Source organism: Streptomyces sp. ALI-76-A, from assembly GCF_030287445.1.
Classification (GTDB): Bacteria; Actinomycetota; Actinomycetes; order Streptomycetales; family Streptomycetaceae; genus Streptomyces.
In genome coordinates this window covers 156,739-174,405 of the sequence record NZ_JASVWB010000004.1, presented here as the reverse complement: position 1 = coordinate 174,405, position 17,667 = coordinate 156,739, and the positions used below count along the sequence as shown (strand labels likewise).

The window sequence follows — 17,667 nt, the reverse complement described above, 5'->3', positions numbered from 1 at the left end:
ACGTTCGACTTCCACGGCCGACGGGCCCCGACCGGCACGGCTACATCGACTTCCACCGCCGACGGGCCCCGACCGGCACGGCTACATCGACTTCCACCGCCGACGGCGCGTCACCGGCCCCTCACAACGTGATCGCCACCCGGCGGTGGTCGTTGCACCGGACGGAGGGCGCCGGATCAGCGGCCGGGCTCCCCTGGTGGGCCTTGAGGGCGACGCTCACCAGCGTCATGAGCAGATCGATGTCCGACTCGCACTCCAGGCGGACCGTCACCCAGGCGGAGCCGGGTATCAGGCGCAGCGCGGTCGAGCCCTGCAGGTCGCCCCGCAGGCGCCAGATGGCCGGCGCGGACAGGTGTACGTCGGCCGTGCGGTCCGAGTGGAAGTGCGCGATCTCGGTGCTGTGGGTGCGCAGTGCACGCCCCCTGCCGCAACTGGGCCGGGCCTCCACGAGGTCCGGCCAGTCCGCCAGGCGGGTCATGGCCCGCAAGCCAGTCGTCATGCCTTCATCATGCGCGGATCACCGGGCGGCCATCAAGGTGTGAGGGCACCGTGACCAAGGCGTAGCCTCCGGCGGCCCGTTGCCCTCTTCGGTGCCATGTCGGCGGCCCGCTGCCGGGTGGCCACGGTGGGCCGGGGAACCCGCCGGCCGGCGGACAGGGCACAGCTGTCCCGGTCGAAGCGGGCGTCCTCACGGCGAGTCGTGGGCCGATGCCCGGCCGAAGCGGTCACCCGCACGGCGGGCCATGTGCGGATGTTCCGTCCGAGCGGATGCGCGTCGGGGGCCCCGTGGCGCATTCTGGCTGTGTCGTCGCCCGTGTGACGGCTCACGGACGAGGTAGGGCCGATGACTGGGAGCGCCGCGGACGCACCTCCGACGCCGGGAAGGCTGACGGAGCTGCTGATCGACGCCTCGACGCAGGCGATCAGCGCCGCCGGCGGCCACGCCGGTGGGATCTACCTGCGGTCCGGTACGCCCGGGCTGCTGCGGCTGGCCGTGCTCGCCGGGCTGCCCGGCCCCCTGTTCCGCCCCTGGTGGCGACTGCACGTGGACCGCCCCTTCCCGGTCTCGGACGCGTATCGGCTGGGCGTCCAGGTGGTCCTGCCGAACGCCACCGAGACGATGCGCCGCTACCCGCAGTTCGCGGCGGGTCTGCCGTTCCCGTTCGGTTCCCTCTACGTGCCGGTCGGGAGCGGACCCGAGCCGTTCGGTGTCCTCACCGTCCTGCGGCCCGCCACCGCGGACGCCGCCGACCTGATGAGCGGCCGGGACCGCATGACCCGGCTGGCCCAGGAGCTGGGATCCGCGCTGCGCGCGCTGGAGGGCGGCGGGGAGGCCGTCGTCTGGGACGACGATCCGCTGTGCGTACGTCCGTCCGCCACGCGTCCTCCGGTGGAGCGCCTCGGCCGCTTCGCCTGGGATCCGGCCACGGCGGAACTGACCGTGGACGAGGGGCTGCACACCCTGCTGGGTGTGGGGCCGGCCGGCTTCCCCGGTTCCGCGGAGCAGTTCGCGCGCGCCGTGGCGCCCTCCGACACGCATCTCGTGCTGGCCGCGCTGCGCGCCACGGCCGCCGGACGCCCGCCGACCCTGCCGCTGTACCTGCGGACCGCGGGCGGTGCGCTACGGCTGATGGACCTGTGGAGCGCGGAGGACGCGGCCGACCTGTCGGGGGCGTGGGCCGGAACGGGGATCGTCAAGGGTGTCGTCCTCGACCCGGGGCCCGGCGCGACCGCCGACGCGGCGGCGGACCTGCTGCCGGACGGCGTGTTCTGTCTGGACCGGGCGGGTCTGGTCGTCTACGCGAATCCGCGTGCCGCGCGGTTGCTGCGCCGCCCCCGGACCGCCCTGCTCGGGCGGGCGCTGTTCGAGACCGTGCCGTGGTTCGGCCGGTCCGACGTGGAGGACCATCTGCGCGCGGCCCTGCTGGCGCCGGACGCCGTGCACTTCCACGTCCGGCGGCCTCCGGACCTCGATCCCGAGCCCGCCGACCGGCCGTCCGAGGGGGACTGGCTGTCCGTCTCGGTGTATCCGGGCGAGGACCGGCTGACCTGCATGGTCCGCCCGGCGAGCCGCGTGGCGGACGCAGCCCCGGCGGACGCCGGCTCCGCGGGGTCCACTCGCGACGCCCTCGCGTCCGACGCCCTCGCGCCGGGGTCGCCGGACACGTCCGTCCCCGCCGCGCTGGCGCCCGAGTACCGGCCCATCGTCCTCGCCATCGCGCTGACCGAGGCGGTCACCGCCCAGCAGGTCTCCGCCGTCGTCATGCGCGAGGTGCTGCCCGCGTTCGGCGGACGGCGGCTCGCCATCTACCTGTTGCAGGAACGGCATCTGTACCTGGCCTGGGAGTCGGGCTTCCCCCAGGGGTTCCTCGGCCCCTTCGACGGGGTGGGCCTGGACGCCCGGATGCCCGGGGTCGAGACGCTGACCACCGGCCGCCCGCTGTTCTTCGACTCGATGGAACAGCTGACCGCGGCCTATCCCGACCTGCCGCTGGACGCGACGGAGGGCGCCCGCGCGTTCCTGCCGCTGATCGCCTCCGGCCGCCCGGTCGGCTCCTGCATCCTCGGCTTCGACCGTCCGCGCAGCTTCAGCACCGAGGAGCGCACGGTGCTCACCGCGCTCGCCGGGCTCATCGCGCACGCCATGGAGAAGGCGCGGCGCTACGAGACGGAGGCCGCGCTCGCCCGGGGGCTCCAGCAGGCCCTGCTCCCCCAGCGGCTGTCGGCGCATCCGCAGGTGGAGACCGCCGGGCGCTATCTGCCCGGCACCCAGGGGATGGACGTGGGCGGTGACTGGTACGACGTCATCGAGGCCGGGGACGGGCTGGCCCTGGTCATCGGCGACGTCCAGGGGCACGGCGTGCAGGCGGCGGCGACGATGGGCCAGCTGCGCAGTGCCGTACGGGCGTTCGCGCTCGGCGACCGACCGCCGGACGAGGTGATGAGCGGCACCAACCACCTCCTCATCGACCTCGACCCCGGGCTGTTCGCCAGCTGTTGCTACGTCCGCCTGGATCCCGCCACCGGTGTGGCCCGGGCCGCCCGTGCCGGGCATCCGCAGCCGCTGCTGCGCCGGCCGGACGGCCGCACCCACGTCCTGGACCTGCCCGGCGGCGTCGTGCTGGGTGTGGATCCGCGGGCCCGCTACCCGGTGACGGAGCTGCGCATGGACCTCGGCGCGGTGCTGGCGCTGTACACGGACGGACTGGTGGAACGGCCCGGCGGCGACATCGACGACGGCATCGGCGCCCTGCGCGTGGCCCTGGCCAAGGCGGGCGCCCCCGCCGCCCGGCCGGGAACCCGGGCTCTGGCGACCCTGGCCGACCGCCTCACCGCGACCGCCCGGCACACCGTCGACCGCCCCGACGACATCGCCCTCCTCCTCGCCGCCCGCCGCACGGCACGCTGAGCCCACGGACGACGGCACCAGCCCCGCCGCCGGTCCCGACCAGCACCACCGCGCCCACCACCGCCCGGCCTGGGCACCGGCCGGGCACCCGGCTGACCCACCACCGGGCCTGGGCACCGCCCGGGAACCCGACTCACCCACCACCACCGGACCCGGACACCGGTCAACGCCCACACCGTCACACCACGACCCGGCCCAGACAACCGACCGCCGAACCGACCCGGACACCCGACCACTACCCGACCACCACCGCGGACGGCACGTCCCACCCCGGCTGCCCGGTCACTGGCGGCAACGGCCGACCCGCTCACCGCGACAGCCCGGCACGCCGGACAACGGCACCAGCACCCGCACCGCGCGGTGCCCCGTGACCGCGTCAGGCGCGGGCGGCCGGGCCGCACAGCCGGGGCTCGTGGCCTGTCACGGGGCGTGACGGGCCTCGCCTCATGCGGCCCGGCAGTGTAGACATGGGCACATGGTCCGACTTTTGGGTCGCTCCGGGGCCCGGCCGACCCGTCGCTCCAGCGGTCCGCGCCCACGCCGGGCGCCCGACCGCGCTCCGGGGGCGCCCGAACGCCGGGGGCGGGCGTCGGACGGTTCGGCCGGCACAGCGGGAGGGGACGCCGGCGGGGGCCGGCGGGGGCCGGCGGCCGACCTGCGGTCGGCGGTCGGCGGTCGCAGTGTCGCCGGACAGGTCTTCGTCCTTCAAGTGGTGATCGTGCTGCTGCTGGTCGTGGCGGCGGTGGGCGCGCTGGTGCTCCAGGTACGGCACGACAGCACCACCGAGGCCCGCAACCGCTCGGTCGCCGTCGCCGAGACGTTCGCGAACGCGCCGGGGACCGTGGAGGCGCTGCGCAGCGCCGACCCGACGGCGGTCCTGCAACCCCGGGCGGAGGCGGCCCGCGAGGCCACGAAGGTGGACTTCATCGTCGTCATGAACACCGACGGCGTCCGCTACACCCACCCCAAGCCGGACCGCATCGGCAAGACGTTCGTCGGCACCCTCGCGCCGGCGCTGGCCGGACGCACCGTCACCGAGGAGATCGACGGCACGATCGGCCCGCTGGTGCAGGCGGTGGTCCCGGTCGAGGACGCCGACGGCTCGGTCGTGGGCCTGGTGTCGGCGGGGATCACGACCGAGAACGTGGGCGGTGCGGCCAACCAGCAGCTGCCGCTGGTGCTGATCGCCGCCGCGGCGGGCCTCGTCCTGGCCACGGCGGGCACCGCGCTGGTGAGCCGCCGGCTGCTGCGGCAGACCCATGGCCTGGGCCCGCACGAGATGACCCGGATGTACGAGCACCACGACGCGGTGCTGCACTCGGTCCGTGAGGGCGTGCTCATCGTCGGCGGCGAGGGCACGCTGCTGCTCGCCAACGACGAGGCGCACCGGCTGCTGGACCTGCCGGACGACGCCGAGGGCCTGCATGTCCAGGATCTGGCGCTGCCGCCCGACACGGCCGGCCTGCTGGCCTCCGGGCGGGTCGCCACCGACGAGGTGCACCTGGTCAAGGACCGGCTGCTGGCGATCAACCAGCGCACCACCGACAGTCAGGGCGGCCCGCCCGGCACCGTCGCCACCCTGCGCGACTCCACCGAGCTGCGCGCCCTCTCCGGCCGGGCCGAGGCGGCACGGGAGCGCCTCAACATGCTGTACGACGCCGGGGCGGCCGTCGGCACCAGCCTGGACGTGACCCGTACCGCCGAGGAACTGGCGGAGCTGGCCGTGCCGCGGTTCGCGGACTTCGCCACCGTGGACCTGTTCGACGCCGTGCTCAGCGGCGGCCAGCCGGAGGCGGCGCGCACCCTGCGCCGAACGGCGATCAGCGGGATCCGCAAGGACGCCCCGCTGTATCCGGTGGGCGAGCAGATCCGCCTCGTCGACTCCGCCCCGCAGTCCCGCAGCCTCTCCACGGGGCAGGCCGTCGTCGAGCCGCGGCTGGGCGAGGCCGCGGGCTGGCAGGCACAGGACCTCGAACGTTCCGCCCAGGTGGTGGAGTACGGCATCCACTCGCTGATCACGGTGCCGTTGCGGGCGGGCAGCCTGGTGCTGGGCATGGCGAACTTCTGGCGGTCCGAGAAGCCCGAGCCGTTCGACACGGAGGAGGCGGCGCTCGCCGAGGAACTGGTGGCCCGGGCCGCCGTCTCCATCGACAACGCGCGCCGGTACACCCGCGAGCACAACATGGCGGTGACGTTGCAGCGCAGCCTGCTGCCGCGCAGGCTGCCCGAGCAGAACGCCCTGGAGATCGCCTACCGGTATCTGCCGGCGCAGGCGGGCGTGGGCGGCGACTGGTTCGACGTGCTGCCGTTGTCGGGGGCCCGGGTGGCCCTGGTGGTCGGGGACGTCGTCGGGCACGGGCTGCACGCGGCGGCCACCATGGGGCGGCTGCGCACGGCGGTGCACAACTTCTCGGCGCTGGACCTGCCACCCGACGAACTGCTCGCCCTGCTGGACGAGTTGGTCTCCCGGATCGACCAGGACGAGGCGGAGGAGGGAGCGAACGCCCCGATCACCGGCGCGACCTGCCTGTACGCCGTCTACGACCCGGTCTCCCGGCGGTGCACGGTGGCCCGGGCCGGCCATCCGCCGCCCGCGCTGATCCACCCCGACGGCAGCGTGGAGTTCTGGGACGTGCCGGCCGGCCCCCCGCTCGGGCTCGGCGGCCTGCCGTTCGAGACGGTGGACCTCGAACTGGCCGAGGGCAGCCGGCTGGTGCTCTACACGGACGGGCTGGTGGAGGACCGCGAGCACGACATCGACGTGGGTCTCGATCTGCTGCGGGACGCGCTGGAACGGGCCGGCCGGTCGCCGGAGGACACCTGCCGGGTGGTTCTCGACTCCCGGCTGCCGGCCAAGCCCAGCGACGACATCGCCCTGCTCGTGGCCCGTACCCGGGCCCTGTCCGCCGACCGGATCGCGGAGTGGCAGGTGCCGTCCGACCCGGTGGCCGTCTCCGAGGTCCGCGCCTCGGTCAGCCGCCGGCTGGCCCAATGGGGCCTGGACGAGCTGACGTTCACCACGGAACTGATCCTGAGCGAGCTGGTCACCAACGCGATCCGCCACGGCGGCGGCCCCATCCACGTCCGGGTGCTGTACGACCGCACGCTGATCTGCGAGGTCTTCGACAGCAGCAGCACCTCGCCGCACCTGCGGTACGCGGCCATGACGGACGAGGGCGGACGCGGCCTGTTCCTCGTCGCGCAGATCGCCGAGCGCTGGGGCACCCGTTACACGCCCGCGGGCAAGGTCATCTGGGCCGAGCAGACCCTGCCCCGCCACTCATAAGTTCGCCTTATGAGCTCATAGACTGGACCCTCGTACCGACTAAGGCTTGCCTTAGTTTAGGCTTCCCATCGAGTCGATCTATCGCCGCTCGAAGGGAACTGATCATGCCCCGCCCCCTGCGGGTAGCCATCGTCGGAGCCGGCCCCGCCGGGATCTATGCCGCCGACGCCCTGCTCAAGTCCGACGTGGCCGCCGAACCCGGTGTGTCCATCGACCTCTTCGAGCGGATGCCGGCCCCGTTCGGCCTGATCCGTTACGGCGTGGCTCCCGACCACCCCCGCATCAAGGGCATCATCACGGCCCTGCACCAGGTGCTCGACAAGCCGCAGATCCGTCTCTTCGGCAACGTCGACTACCCGGCCGACATCAGCCTGGACGACCTGCGCGCGTTCTACGACGCCGTGATCTTCTCCACGGGCGCGACGGCCGACCGCGAGCTGTCCATACCCGGCATCGAACTCGACGGCTCGTACGGCGCCGCGGACTTCGTGTCCTGGTACGACGGCCACCCGGACGTGCCGCGCACCTGGCCGCTGGAGGCCGAGAAGGTCGCCGTCCTCGGCGTCGGGAACGTCGCGCTGGACGTGGCGCGCATCCTCGCCAAGACCGCGGACGAGCTGCTGCCGACGGAGATCCCGCCGAACGTCCACGAGGGCCTGAAGGCCAACAAGGCGCTGGAGGTCCACGTGTTCGGCCGGCGTGGCCCGGCGCAGGCGAAGTTCAGCCCGATGGAGCTGCGCGAGCTGGACCACTCCCCCACCATCGAGGTCATCGTCGACCCCGAGGACATCGACTACGACGAGGGCTCGATCGAGACCCGACGCGGCAACAAGCAGGCCGACATGGTCGCCAAGACCCTGGAGAACTGGGCGATCCGGGACGTCGGTGACCGGCCGCACAAGCTCTTCCTCCACTTCTTCGAGTCTCCTTCGGAGATCCTCGGCGAGGACGGCAAGGTCGTCGGCCTGCGTACCGAGCGCACCGCCCTGGACGGCACCGGCAACGTGAAGGGCACCGGCGAGTTCAAGGACTGGGACGTCACAGCGGTCTACCGGGCGGTCGGCTACCTCTCCGACAAGCTGCCCAAGCTGCCCTGGGACCTCGGCTCGGGCACGGTCCCGGACCAGGGCGGCCGGGTCGTCCAGGAGAGCGGCGAGCACCTGCAGTCGACGTATGTCACCGGCTGGATCCGGCGTGGTCCGGTGGGCCTGATCGGGCACACCAAGGGCGACGCCAACGAGACGGTGTCGAACCTCCTGGACGACTACGCGAACGGCCGTCTGCAGACGCCCGCCTCGCCCGACCCCGAGGCCGTGGAGGCGTTCCTCGCCGAGCGCGAGGTCCGCTTCACCACCTGGGAGGGCTGGTACAGCCTGGACGCCGCCGAGAAGGCGCTGGGCGAGCCGCAGGGCCGCGAGCGCGTGAAGATCGTCGAGCGTGAGGACATGCTCCGGGAGAGCGGCGCTTAACGCGCCGGCCGATGACACCGAGGGGTCCGGGGGTTCACCCCGGACCCCTCGTCATGCTCAGGACCGGTCAGACGGTGACGACGATCTTGCCCACCTGGCCGCCCGCCTCCGGGCAGCGATGCGCCTCGACGATCTCGTTCAGGCCGAACACCCGGTCCACGACCGGCCTGAGGTCGCGGAGGGGGCGGGCCGGCAGCGACCGCCTCCGCCGGGGCCGGGACGGCACGACAGGACAACGCCCCGAACCTGGACTTCAATGGTGTGCATGGGCGTGGGACACGGCACGAACCACCACCACCGCAGGACGGCGGCCGCCGCGGCGGCCCTGGCTCCGCTCCTGCTGATCGGCCAGGCCGCGCCGAGCGCCGCAGCCGCTCCCCCGCCGCAGCCACCGCCCCAACTCACCCGGGCGGACGTGGACACCGCCGTCGGCAAGCTGGACGCTCTCGTGCGGGACGGTATGGACAAGACCGACGTGCCGGGCGTCGCGGTCGCCGTCGTCCATCAGGACCGGGTCGTCCACCTCCAGGGGTTCGGGGCACGCCGGACCGGGCAGTCCGCGCCGGTCGACCCCGACACGGTCTTCCAGCTGGCCTCCCTGTCCAAGCCGTTGGCCTCGACCGTGGTGGCCGGAGCGGTCGGCGACAAGGCGGTCGGCTGGGACGACCCGGTCGCGGAACACCTGCCCGGCTTCGCGCTGAAGGACCCGTGGGTGAGCGAACACGTCACCGTCGCCGATCTGTTGGCACACCGCAGCGGACTGCCCGACCACGCCGGGGACCTCCTGGAGGACCTCGGCTACGACCGGTCGTACATCCTCGGCCGGATGAAGTACGAGCCGCTGACACCGTTCCGGGACAGCTACGCCTACACGAACTTCGGGGTCACCGCGGCCGGCGAGGCCGTCGCCGACGCCAAGGACACCACCTGGGAGAAGCTCTCCGAGGACACGCTCTACGGTCCGGCCGGCATGAACTCCACCAGCTCCCGCTTCGACGACTTCGCCGCGGCACGCAACAAGGCCGTCACCCACGTCAAGGCCGCCGACGGCACGTGGGACCCCAGGTTCGTACGCGACGCCGACGCCCAGTCGCCCGCGGGCGGGGCGAGTTCGACCGCGCGGGACATGTCGCGCTGGCTGCGACTGCAACTGGCGAACGGCGAGCTGGGCGACGACCGGATCATCCCGGCCGAGCCGCTGGAACACACCCACGTGCCCGCCGTCGTCTCCAACCCACCGCCCGCCCCCGCCGGCCGCGCGGGCTTCTACGGCCTGGGCTGGAACGTGAGTTACGACGATCTCGGCCGCCTGCGTCTGAGCCACTCCGGCGCCTTCGCGCTGGGCGCGAACACCAACGTGACCATGCTGCCCGGCGAACAGCTCGGCATCGTCGTGCTCACCAACGGCGAGGCGGTCGGCCTGGCCGACTCCATCGCCCTGAACTTCCTGGACACGGCCCAGCACGGCAAGCCGACAGCGGACTGGCTCGACCTGGCCGGCAAGGTCTACGAGCAGGAGAAGCAGGCGGCCCGCTCCCCCACCGACTACGGCAAGCCCCCGAAGGACGCCGCCGCCGCCCGCGCGGACACCGCCTACACCGGCACCTACGCCAACGACTACTACGGCCCGCTGACCGTCACCGCGGCCGACGACACCCTCACCCTGCGGCTCGGGCCGAAACCGACCACGTTCCGGCTGACCCACTACGACGGCGACACCTTCAGCTTCGAGACGGTGGGCGAGAACGCGAGCGGTCCGTCCGGCATCACCTTCCGCGACGTCGAGGACGGAAGGGCGACCCGGGTCACCGTCGAGGCCTTCGACGAGAACGGTCTGGGCACGTTCACGCGCGACTAGGGACTGTCGTGGCGCACGACCACCCGCGGTGAACAGGACCCGCCCCGACGCGGATGGTGGGCGGGCCCTGTTCGATGAGCCATTGTGCGGGTGCCGCTCCCTGCGGGGCAGGAGTGAACGGCCGCCGCCCGGAGTGACCGGGGCACACCCCGGGTGCGGGACGCACGCCCCGGGTGCGGTGCGGCTCCCGCGTCGCGCTACGGCAGGATGGAGTCGACGTAGCCGCCGTCGACGCGCACGGCCCCGCCGGTCGTGGCGGAGGCGAAGTCGGAACTCAGGTACACCACCATGTGGGCGATCTCGTCGGGCTCGATGAGCCGTTGGAGCAGCGACTGCGGGCGGTGCTCGCGCATGAAGACGCGCTGGGCCTCCTCCCAGGGCAGGTCGCGGTCCACCAACTGGTGGACGAAGTCCTCGACGCCCTCGGTGTGGGTGGGCCCGGCGATCACGGAGGGCGGTCCGGCCGCTCCCTCCTCGGTACCCAGGTCCGCCGCGACGGTCGCGAAGTCCCCGTCCGGCACCTCGGCGCGCAGCCGGTCCACGCTCTTGTCCAGGCGGTCGGGGTCGCGCCCGTTGACGCCCACCCGGGCGCCGGCGCGGGCCAGTCCGGCGGCGATCACCGCTCCGATGCCCTGGGAGGAACCGGTCACCAGGGCCGTTCGGCCGGTGAGATCCACGTGCACGAGATCACCTCTTGATGCGAATCGCGCGGTGCGGACGGGGTCGGGTGGGTCGTCCGTGGTGCTCCTGCCCACGACCGCGCACCGGCCACGTCGCCGCAGGCGAGGCATGACCGGCCGGATCACCGAGGCGACGGCGTCACGGCGGGCCGGGTGACGCCCGAGGATCCGGCCGGGCGGCCCCGGGTGATCGTCGGCACAGGTGGGAAGTGATACTGGGAAGCGCTCGTGCCCCCACCACAGATGGACTCATGCCGACCTCCTCCACCGTCCGTCCCGTCCTCCCTCCCACGGTGTGGCTGACTCGTGGCCGCCACCCGGGGCCCGCCCCGATGGATGTTCTCCGCAGGCATCTGCAACGGCTCAAGGACGCGGGCACCATCGACGACTTCCTGGAGCCGTCGGACGCCACCGACGCCCCGGAACGGGTCCTCGAAGCCCGCTGGCGGGTTCCCGGGGGCGTGACCGTCCGGGCCAGGCTCACGGTCGTCACCGAGGAGGCGGACACCGCGGCGCGGTGGGTGCTGACGGCGGAGGCGGAGCAGGACTGGGACCAGCGGTGGCCCTCCCCCGCCACCATGTTCTGGCCCGACACGCCGGATGCCGACTGGGACCACGACGTTCCGACCGGGCTGCGGCTGCGGGACGTCAACCGCCTGCCGGCCGAGGACAGGGCCATGCGGCGGCTGCTCCGGGACGCCGTGCGCGGCAGCTGGAACATCCACGTCGTCGTGCACGAGGCGATGACCCCGGACGACCGGGGCCGGGGGCCGCTGACCCCGCTGTTCCCGGCGAGCCTGCGGCACCGGGTGGTCGAGCACCGCGCCGCTCCACAGCAGCTGCGCGCCGTGAACTGGGCCCTGAAGGAGTGCGGCGTGCAGGTACCGCGGGGCGGCGCCGTGGTCCTGCCCGCGGGGCCCGGGCCGTCCGGCCACGCCGCCGACGAGTTCGCCGTACGCAGTGTCTTCCTCGACGGTTCGGAGCCGTCCGACCTGGTCGACGTGCTGACCCGGTTCGTCACGTCGGAGAAGCCGCTGCCGGACGGGGCGCAGGACGCCGTGACCGCGCTGCGCGAGCAGTGGCATCTGCTGACGGCGGAGGAGGAGCTGGCCCGCGAGCGGGAGCTGGTGGCCATGTACGCCGAGGCGCTGGACGCCATGACGAAGTCCCGCGACCTGTACAAGGAGGCCGCCGAACGGGCCCACGAGGCGCTGGCCGCGTTCCGCGAGACAGCGGCCGTCCTCCCCCCGGCGCCCCCGCCGTCCGCGCCCGCCGCGTCCCCGCTCCAGCAGCTGACCCGCACCCTGGAACGCCTCAAGGGCACCCCGAGGACGAAGGGCACACCCTAAAGGTCGGTCCCACCGGACGCGTGAGCGAACACGGTCCTGCCGAACACGCCGGTGGCGGTTTCGGGTCCCCGGGCGTCCCGGCCGGCGTGGTGCTCGCCGCCACGGCCGCCCCGCGCACCGGACGGCCCGTCGCGGTCGCCCTGCCCCGGCGCTTCCTGCCCACCGTCGTCGGACACCGGGCCCCCGCCCCGCACCGGGTACGCCTCGGAGCCGCGGCCGACGGTCGGCTCACCCCGGTCAGCCACGAGGTCACCACCCACACCTCGCGGCCGGTCGGCCACGGCGGCTCGCACCAGTTCATCGACCGGGTCGCCGTGCTCGGAAACGGTCCGGCCGGTGTGGTACCGATCGATTCGGAGGGAGGTAGGGCGGTGGGGTTCGATCCGGGTGAGGAAGGGCCGGTGGTCATGGGTCGCTCCAGGGGAAGGGTGCGACCGTGTGACACGCCCGACACGCGACACACGACGTTCCGTCGAGCATGACTAGGCGCCCCCCGCCCCGGCGTGCCACTCGGGTGACCCACCGGTATGAACACGGCGCCCGTCGGCGCGCCGCACACCGGCCGCGCCCCCTTCGGCGTACCGAACGGCGCTCGGCAGGCAATACCGGGGCCGGGAGCGGGAATCCGGAAGAGGCGGACGCACGACGCGGCCCGCCCGGACGAGGAGGACCGCTCGTGGACACGACCACCGCACTGTTCGTCGGCGTCGCGATCCTCGCCGCCCTGGCCCTGGCGGTCGCCGTCGCCCTGCTGGTGCGGCTGGTGCGGGCCCGGCGCGGCCTGCGGCGAGCGGGACTTCCCACGGGCCCGCGCTGGGTCTTCTGGGGTGCCCTGGCCTACTTCGTGCTGCCGACCGACCTGTTGCCCGACCCGGTGTATCTCGACGACATCGGCGTACTGCTTCTGGCGCTGCGCACTCTGCGTTCCGCCCCCGGTGAGGCCGACTCCGAGGTCCGCGGCCGGACGTGATGACGCACCGTAACGAAACCATTCACCCGTTCGATTCGTATAAGTCTCTGGGAGCCCGAGAAAGTCGGCGGACCACAGGGGGGCCGCGGGGCGACCGCCGTCCGATCGAGCAGCACCGGTGAGGGAGAGACGATGCAACCGTTCGCGCTCAACTACGCACGCCCGGCAGCGGAGTGGGAGACCACCACCCCGTATGTCTACGACTCCGGGCGGCAGTTGAACGTGCTCCGCGACGGGCGGATCGCAGCCAGCGACCGCGCCCTGATGAGGGACCTGGGAACCACGACGTCCACCGCGGGCTCCAAGACGCACTTCGACGACTGAACACGGGCGCGCGACGATGACCGTGTTGATTCTGACCAGTGAAGAGGACGTGACCGCGGACCTGGTGGTCGTGCACCTCAACGCGTCCGCTACCCCGGTGGTCCGGCTCGATCCCGCCGACCTGACCGGCGGGGTCGCGCTGTCCGGCGAGTACGCGCGCGGCGCGTTCCGCGGCCATCTGTCGGCCTCGGGCCGCCTGGTGAGCATCGACGGGCTGCGTTCCGTGTGGGTGCGCAGGCCCGGCGTCCCGGCCGCCCGGGCCGCCGTGCCCTCCTCCTGGCTGACCGAGGAGGCGTCCCAGGCGCTGTACGGCATGCTCAGGGGCAGCGACGCACGCTGGATGAATCACCCCGACGCGGCCCGCCGGGCCCGGCACAAGCCCTGGCAGCTGCGTCTGGCGCAGCGCTCGGGCCTGCCGGTGCCGGCCACGCTCATCACGACGTTCCCGCAGGCGGCCCGCGAGTTCGCGGAGCGCTACCCGGACCTGGTGGTCAAGCCGGTCTCCGGCGCCCACCCGCAGGATCCGCCCCGCGCGGTGCCGACCAGCCGGGTGGCCCCGGGCACCGACTTCTCCGCCGTCGCCTACGGCCCCACGCTGCTGCAACGGCGGGTCGCCAAACGGGCCGACATCCGCCTCACCGCGGTCGGCGACCGGTTGCTGGCCGCCCGCAAGGCGACCGCCGAGGACGCGGATCCGGACGACGTGGACGTCCGGTTCGCGGTGAACCCCGCGCCCTGGCGGCCCACCGATGTCCCGCGGCGCGTCGCCGAGGCCGTCCAGGCGTACCTCCGGGACGCGGAACTGGCTTACGGCGCCTTCGACTTCGCCGAGGACGCGGACGGCACCTGGTGGTTCCTGGAGTGCAACCAGTCGGGACAGTTCGGCTTCGTGGAGATGGACACGGGCCAGCCGATCGCGTGGAGCGTCGCGCAGTGGCTGGCGCGTCCCGGCCCGAAGCCGCGGGCCCGGACCGACGGCGCGAACACGGCGGCGCGCTGAGGCCGGTGGAGGGCGGGGGCGATCCGGGCCTGGCGGTGGCCCGGCTGCTCGGGGCGATCCCGGTGAGGGCAGGGGTCACATGGCCCGGTCCGTCGGTACGGCCCCGTGGGGACGGGGTCGGACGGCCCGGCGGCGGCCCGGTGCGTACGGGACGGCCCCGGCGGGAGCGGGGGGGCACACGAGCCCGCGGTGGCCCGGCTCTTCGGGACGCTGTCCGGGACGGCCCCCGGTCAGGGCCGGCGCGGGTGGGTCAGTACGGGCGGGGGCCGGGAAGGGCCGCCCGCTGCCAGCCCGCGCCCGGGGCCGCCGGACGTTCGGTGGGCAGGCCGGGGCCGGGGCCGAAGGACTGCATCGGGCGCATGACGTACTCCAGTTCCCTGGTCACGCGCTCGGCCTCCCTGCGGGTCTGGGCGGGGATGTCGCCGCGCTCCGCGACGAGCCGGTCGTAGATGGGGGAATCCTGGAACACCCGTCAACGCGCCTTTCGTGTCACTGCCCATCAGCACGGGCACGACTGCCGAGTGTAGGCGCCCCCACCCACAAGAGGGCCAATTCCGGCGGAGGTCTTGACGCGACCGCCACACGTGCGCTGCGCTCAGGCTCCGGTGGTGGAGCCGGGCCGGACGATCATGAGTACGGTCACGGTCGCCCACAGCAGGTTGAACACACCCGTGAACATGGCCAGTTGGACCGTGTGGCCCCGCTCGACCGGCTGTTCGGCGGTCACCTGCTCCAGGAGTTCGTCCTGCCGGGGCAGGACGAAGGCGACCAGGACGCCGGCGGCCGCGGCCGTCAGGGCGATGGACGTCACAAGCCAGCCGTCGCCCAGGACACCCATCGCGGCCGCGGTGGCGAACCCGAGGAGGGGCACGGCGAGGCCGAGGCCGGAGTAGACACGGCAGATGCGGTGCAGCAGCCGCACGGTGCCGACCCCCGCCGTGTCCGGGCCGTCGGAGCCGGTGCGGACGCGGCGTGCGGCGGGCGGGAACATGCTGGCGGCGACGGTGACCGGTCCCACGGCGACGATGGCGGCCAGGACATGCAGGGTCAGCAGGAACTTGGTCATGGAGTGGCGTGTCCTTCTCGGCTGCGGTCGGTGGTGCCCGGCCCACCCTAGGAAGCCGAGAAGTGATCACACAGGGGCGGAAACGACAGGTTCCAACGGATTCCCGCCAACGCGCCTCTCCATCTGGTCCGCCCCGGGATCCGGTCCCGGCGGGGGTCACGGGGCTGGCGGGAATCCGCCTATCGTGGCGTTCATGCACACGGTGGCGATCCTGGTACTCGATCACGTGGTGCCGTTCGACATGGCGGCACCCCTCCAGACCTTCGACTGGACGCGGCTGCCCGACGGCCGCCGTCCCTACCGGGTGCGCCTGTGCGCCGAGAACCCTGAGGTCCGCGCGGACTGCGGATTCGGCCTGCGGATCGACCGCGGGCTGGAGGCACTGGCCGACGCCGACACGGTCATCGTGCCGGGCTGCTCCCCGGAGGCCGCGCCGCCGTCCGCGGCCGTGCTGGCGGCACTGCGGCAGGCCGCCGAGGCGGGCACCCGGATCGCGTCCGTGTGCGTGGGCGCCTTCGTACTGGCCGAGGCCGGACTGCTGGACGGGCTCGGCGCCACCACCCACTGGGTGGCCGCCGACGCGCTGGCCCGCCGGTTCCCGCGCGTCGACGTACGGCCGGACGTGCTCTACGTCGACAACGGACAGATCCTCACCTCCGCCGGGGCCGCCGCCGCCCTGGACATGTGTCTGCACATGATCCGGCGGGATCTTGGGTCGGCCGTCGCCGCGCACGCCGCCCGGATGTCGGTGATGCCTCTGGAACGGGAGGGCGGGCAGGCCCAGTTCATCGTGCACGCGCACCCGCCCGTGCCGCGGGGCTCGACGCTGGAGCCGCTCATGGAGTGGATCGAGGACAACCTGGCCGAAAACCTCACCCTCACGGCGCTGGCGGCCCGCTCCGGCATGAGCGAGCGCACCTTCGGCCGCCGCTTCCGCGAGCAGACGGGCACCACTCCCCTGCAATGGCTGCTGCGGGCCCGGGTGCGGCGGGCCCAGTACCTGCTGGAGAACAGCGACCACCCGGTGGAACGGATCGCGCGGCAGGCGGGGTTCGGTTCCCCGACTTCTTTTCGCGAACGGTTCCGCCGGGTGGTCGGCACCACACCGCAGGCGTACCGGGCGGCGTTCCACGCACGGGCGGACGCGGCGCCCTGACGCGCTTCCGGAGCCCCGCGGCCCCGGAAGGTCAGCGCGTCACACGGCCAGCCGCAGCCCGCCCTCCCCGTCGGCATCCGACGGGGTAGGAGTCGTGCGTCCGGCGGCGATGAGCAGGGCGTCCGCCTTGGCGACCGCCTCGTGGATCTCGGTGGCCCCCATCATCACGCAGAGCGTGTAGGTGACGTCCTCCAGTTCACGTGCCGTCGTCCGCTCCTCCCTCTCCGCCTGAGCGATCCGCAACGATGCGTAACGAGTCAGCAGCTTCCTGACGACCTTCGGATCCGGCACGAGCACGTAGCGCCCCTCTCTCGAGTTTTCACCGCGTATGCCCGAACGACGGCGGACCATTCACCTCCGTCGCTGCCCGGCGCGCAATTGGCGCAATTCCATCACTTCCCGGCCGACCGTCCGCGCGGGCGCTTCCGCGCCGCGCCGGTGCATCGGCGCGCGCTCGTGCCGCCGCGCCCGCCGCGCGCGCCGTCAGGTGGGCAGTCCGCCGTGCAGTGCCGTGTACGCCCCACCCTGGCGCAGGAGTTTGGGCGTGGGATGTCATTCGCCGAGGGTGCGGGCGAGCTCCGTGGTCGCGTGGGCGATCTCGGCATCCTCCTCGGCCATCAGCCGCCGCAGGGCGCCGCGCCGGTCCCGGACGGCCTGGCGCGCCTTGCGCTCCCACACGACGTGGTTCTCACGGTGGTTGAGCAGCTTCGGATAGACGGCGGCCGTGTTCTCCCACTGCCGGGCGTCGGCGATGCTCCTGAGCAGGTGGATGATCTCCGCGCGGCAGCTCACCTGGGGCAGTTGGGCGAGTTCCCACAGGAAGGGCACGGTGGCGGCCGTGGCCTGCTCGACCACGAAACCGTACTGACAGATGCGGGTGCGCAGGTCGGCAAGCGCGGCCCGGGCGGTGTCCGGGTCGCCGCAGGCCACGCTGTTGAGGAGCAGCGGGATGGCGGCCGCACAGCCGGTGGAGTCCTGGATCTCGCGCCACGGCACCCGTCCGAGAGCCGTCAGGGGCGTGGTCCTGGCCACCCCGGTCGGCGGCTCGTGATGGTCGGTGCGCTCGGTGCTCTGCTGCTGCGTCGGAGCGGTGCGCATGG

The 17,667-nt window shown here is 73.3% G+C and carries 17 protein-coding genes; 10 read left to right on the top strand and 7 right to left on the bottom strand.

Going from position 1 to position 17,667, the window contains the following annotated elements:
• Positions 1–121: 121 nt before the first annotated feature.
• Positions 122–499, bottom strand: coding sequence for a luciferase domain-containing protein (locus QQS16_RS37360; RefSeq protein ID WP_286066976.1), 378 nt, complete (start codon positions 497–499; stop codon positions 122–124).
• Positions 500–844: 345 nt separating this feature from the next.
• Between QQS16_RS37360 and QQS16_RS37355 the strand changes: the two genes are divergently transcribed.
• From QQS16_RS37355 to QQS16_RS37345, 3 genes are all read left to right on the top strand, one after another.
• A complete protein-coding gene (locus tag QQS16_RS37355; protein ID WP_286066975.1) occupies positions 845–3,409 on the top strand; it encodes a SpoIIE family protein phosphatase in 2,565 nt (854 codons plus the stop codon).
• 475 nt (positions 3,410–3,884) lie between these two features.
• Positions 3,885–6,695, top strand: coding sequence for a SpoIIE family protein phosphatase (locus QQS16_RS37350; RefSeq protein ID WP_286066974.1), 2,811 nt, complete (start codon positions 3,885–3,887; stop codon positions 6,693–6,695).
• Positions 6,696–6,799: 104 nt separating this feature from the next.
• Positions 6,800–8,164, top strand: a complete 1,365-nt coding sequence (locus QQS16_RS37345) for an FAD-dependent oxidoreductase (RefSeq protein ID WP_286066973.1) — start codon at positions 6,800–6,802, stop codon at positions 8,162–8,164.
• Between the two features lie 67 nt (positions 8,165–8,231).
• On the opposite strand, the gene QQS16_RS37340 is transcribed toward QQS16_RS37345, so the two are convergent.
• Positions 8,232–8,324 carry a zinc-binding dehydrogenase gene (locus QQS16_RS37340; RefSeq protein ID WP_353479741.1) on the bottom strand — a complete coding sequence of 31 codons (93 nt, stop codon included), beginning with the start codon at positions 8,322–8,324 and terminating at the stop codon, positions 8,232–8,234.
• A gap of 105 nt (positions 8,325–8,429) precedes the next feature.
• Here QQS16_RS37340 and QQS16_RS37335 point away from each other — a divergent pair, with 105 nt between their 5' ends.
• Entirely contained in the window at positions 8,430–10,022 is a 1,593-nt protein-coding gene (locus QQS16_RS37335) for a serine hydrolase (RefSeq protein WP_286066972.1), read from the top strand.
• A gap of 197 nt (positions 10,023–10,219) precedes the next feature.
• On the opposite strand, the gene QQS16_RS37330 is transcribed toward QQS16_RS37335, so the two are convergent.
• Positions 10,220–10,705, bottom strand: a complete 486-nt coding sequence (locus QQS16_RS37330) for an SDR family oxidoreductase (RefSeq protein ID WP_286066971.1) — start codon at positions 10,703–10,705, stop codon at positions 10,220–10,222.
• A gap of 248 nt (positions 10,706–10,953) precedes the next feature.
• Here QQS16_RS37330 and QQS16_RS37325 point away from each other — a divergent pair, with 248 nt between their 5' ends.
• From QQS16_RS37325 to tgmB, 5 genes are all read left to right on the top strand, one after another.
• Positions 10,954–12,051, top strand: a complete 1,098-nt coding sequence (locus QQS16_RS37325) for a hypothetical protein (RefSeq protein WP_286066970.1) — start codon at positions 10,954–10,956, stop codon at positions 12,049–12,051.
• 20 nt (positions 12,052–12,071) lie between these two features.
• Positions 12,072–12,533, top strand: a complete 462-nt coding sequence (locus tag QQS16_RS44085; protein WP_502963953.1) for a molybdopterin cofactor-binding domain-containing protein — start codon at positions 12,072–12,074, stop codon at positions 12,531–12,533.
• A gap of 194 nt (positions 12,534–12,727) precedes the next feature.
• Positions 12,728–13,021, top strand: coding sequence for a YkvA family protein (locus QQS16_RS37315; protein WP_286066969.1), 294 nt, complete (start codon positions 12,728–12,730; stop codon positions 13,019–13,021).
• A 132-nt stretch (positions 13,022–13,153) separates the two neighbouring features.
• Positions 13,154–13,345, top strand: a complete 192-nt coding sequence (gene tgmA, locus QQS16_RS37310) for a putative ATP-grasp-modified RiPP (RefSeq protein WP_286066968.1) — start codon at positions 13,154–13,156, stop codon at positions 13,343–13,345.
• Positions 13,346–13,361: 16 nt separating this feature from the next.
• Entirely contained in the window at positions 13,362–14,345 is a 984-nt protein-coding gene (gene tgmB / locus QQS16_RS37305; protein ID WP_286066967.1) for an ATP-grasp ribosomal peptide maturase, read from the top strand.
• 250 nt (positions 14,346–14,595) lie between these two features.
• On the opposite strand, the gene QQS16_RS37300 is transcribed toward tgmB, so the two are convergent.
• Both QQS16_RS37300 and QQS16_RS37295 read right to left on the bottom strand, forming a co-directional pair.
• Positions 14,596–14,814 (bottom strand): hypothetical protein, encoded by a 219-nt coding sequence (locus QQS16_RS37300; protein WP_286066966.1) that lies wholly within the window; start codon positions 14,812–14,814, stop codon positions 14,596–14,598.
• A 126-nt stretch (positions 14,815–14,940) separates the two neighbouring features.
• Positions 14,941–15,411 (bottom strand): hypothetical protein, encoded by a 471-nt coding sequence (locus QQS16_RS37295; protein ID WP_286066965.1) that lies wholly within the window; start codon positions 15,409–15,411, stop codon positions 14,941–14,943.
• A 193-nt stretch (positions 15,412–15,604) separates the two neighbouring features.
• On the opposite strand from QQS16_RS37295, the gene QQS16_RS37290 reads away from it, so the two are divergent.
• Positions 15,605–16,567 carry a GlxA family transcriptional regulator gene (locus tag QQS16_RS37290; protein WP_286066964.1) on the top strand — a complete coding sequence of 321 codons (963 nt, stop codon included), beginning with the start codon at positions 15,605–15,607 and terminating at the stop codon, positions 16,565–16,567.
• Between the two features lie 39 nt (positions 16,568–16,606).
• Here the strand turns inward: QQS16_RS37290 and QQS16_RS37285 are convergent, their stop codons facing one another.
• Positions 16,607–16,864, bottom strand: a complete 258-nt coding sequence (locus tag QQS16_RS37285) for a DUF5133 domain-containing protein (protein ID WP_286066963.1) — start codon at positions 16,862–16,864, stop codon at positions 16,607–16,609.
• 255 nt (positions 16,865–17,119) lie between these two features.
• Positions 17,120–17,665, bottom strand: a complete 546-nt coding sequence (locus tag QQS16_RS37280) for a hypothetical protein (RefSeq protein WP_286066962.1) — start codon at positions 17,663–17,665, stop codon at positions 17,120–17,122.
• Between the last annotated feature and the right edge of the window lie 2 nt (positions 17,666–17,667).

Excerpts from the sequence above, each read along its gene's own strand:
- QQS16_RS37335 (WP_286066972.1), top strand. The coding sequence starts at position 8,430 with ATGGGCGTGGGACACGGCACGAACCACCACCACCGCAGGACGGCGGCC.
- QQS16_RS37345 (WP_286066973.1), top strand. The coding sequence starts at position 6,800 with ATGCCCCGCCCCCTGCGGGTAGCCATCGTCGGAGCCGGCCCCGCCGGG.
- QQS16_RS37355 (WP_286066975.1), top strand. The coding sequence starts at position 845 with ATGACTGGGAGCGCCGCGGACGCACCTCCGACGCCGGGAAGGCTGACG.
- QQS16_RS37350 (WP_286066974.1), top strand. The coding sequence starts at position 3,885 with ATGGTCCGACTTTTGGGTCGCTCCGGGGCCCGGCCGACCCGTCGCTCC.
- QQS16_RS37360 (WP_286066976.1), bottom strand. The coding sequence starts at position 499 with ATGACGACTGGCTTGCGGGCCATGACCCGCCTGGCGGACTGGCCGGAC.
- QQS16_RS37290 (WP_286066964.1), top strand. The coding sequence starts at position 15,605 with ATGCACACGGTGGCGATCCTGGTACTCGATCACGTGGTGCCGTTCGAC.
- QQS16_RS37280 (WP_286066962.1), bottom strand. The coding sequence starts at position 17,665 with ATGCGCACCGCTCCGACGCAGCAGCAGAGCACCGAGCGCACCGACCAT.
- QQS16_RS37295 (WP_286066965.1), bottom strand. The coding sequence starts at position 15,411 with ATGACCAAGTTCCTGCTGACCCTGCATGTCCTGGCCGCCATCGTCGCC.
- tgmA (WP_286066968.1), top strand. The coding sequence starts at position 13,154 with ATGCAACCGTTCGCGCTCAACTACGCACGCCCGGCAGCGGAGTGGGAG.
- QQS16_RS37325 (WP_286066970.1), top strand. The coding sequence starts at position 10,954 with ATGCCGACCTCCTCCACCGTCCGTCCCGTCCTCCCTCCCACGGTGTGG.
- tgmB (WP_286066967.1), top strand. The coding sequence starts at position 13,362 with ATGACCGTGTTGATTCTGACCAGTGAAGAGGACGTGACCGCGGACCTG.